Here is a 1,289-nt window from a genome sequence, read left to right on the forward strand (position 1 = left end):
CTCCTTTAATATTGCTTATCCAAACACAAGAAATCTATTTAATTTCTCATGCTATATTTATTATTTTATAACTTATATCCCTTATTAGCGAGCATTTAATTTTTTACGCAAATTGCAAGTCCAAGTTAGCCAGCCAAGCTCATCTCATATGAACTCTTATAGTTGAACATTTTTCTTGGATAATGGTTCATCCAATACTCGATAGCGGCGACTTCTTCAGGGGTCGTCTTTGTTGTGCCTTTTGGCAGATGCCTACGAATCATTCGGTTATGGTTTTCATTCGTCCCTCGCTCAAAGCTCGCGTAGGCGTGTGCATAGTAAACTGGACAGCTTACGACCTCAGAGAGCCTTGCAAATTCATGGCCATTGTCAGGGGTAATGGATTTGAAGTCATAACTTTTTTGAAGTTCCACCAGCTCATCATTGACCGCCTGTGCTGTTTTCCCATCAATCAAGCGAATGATCTCCGTGCGGTATTTTCGCTCTGTGAGCGTCAAAAGCACCTTGTTCTTAGCTCTCGTAAGAATGACCGTGTCAATCTCGTAATGCCCCACTTCTAAGCGATTGTTAATGAACTCAGGCCGTTCTTCAATAGACTTACCAAAAGGATGCTTTGGCGCACGAGGTTTGATTTTCTTTGCCGCCTTATACTGCGGATAGAAAAGATGATGACGCTTGGCTTCTAACCAGCCCCAGTTGACCCAATTGTAGAGGCTGCTCAGAGAAACTCCTTTTAGAGCCTGATGAATGACTTCCAAAGAGTCCTTGTCTTCTTTAAGACGTGTACTCACATAACAATCAATCTCAGTCGTGAGTTTACTCGGACGAACACTGTGAGCCCTCAATCCTTCATAATTTTCTTGAGCCTTTTTAGCAGAGTATTTTACCTTCCGCTTGAGCTGGATTTCCCCTCGCTTCATCTCTCTGTCAATCGTCCCATGAGCTTTATTCAATAAGCGCGCAATCTCACGGTTGCTCAGTCCTTCTTTATTGTGCCAACGTTCAATGTTTAAACGGTCTTGATTGGTCAGGTGTTTCCCTTTGCTCTGGCTTGTGATAGAATAGTCTTGCATCTGAATTTCCTTTTTATACTATTTGGTCGAACTTCTAGTATAAGAGATTCAGATGTTTTTTGCTTGACTCAAGGTGGCTAACTTCATTTTACAATTTGCGTTATTTTTTTAAAATAGAACTAAGATTTTCAACGAAGAGATTAACTTCATCAATTGTATTCATTTCTGAAAAAGAAATACGTATGTTTTCTTTTAGTTTTTCAGAATTTTTCCCGT

Annotated in this window: 1 protein-coding gene; it reads right to left on the reverse strand. The window is 40.1% G+C overall.

Annotated elements, in window-relative coordinates:
• Positions 1–125: 125 nt before the first annotated feature.
• Positions 126–1,073, reverse strand: coding sequence for an IS30 family transposase (locus tag ABT160_RS47030; RefSeq protein WP_003130410.1), 948 nt, complete (start codon positions 1,071–1,073; stop codon positions 126–128).
• Positions 1,074–1,289: the final 216 nt, after the last annotated feature.

The sequence above is a fragment of the Streptomyces sp. NPDC001941 genome, from assembly GCF_040296945.1.
In the GTDB taxonomy this organism is placed as follows: Bacteria; Actinomycetota; Actinomycetes; order Streptomycetales; family Streptomycetaceae; genus Streptomyces.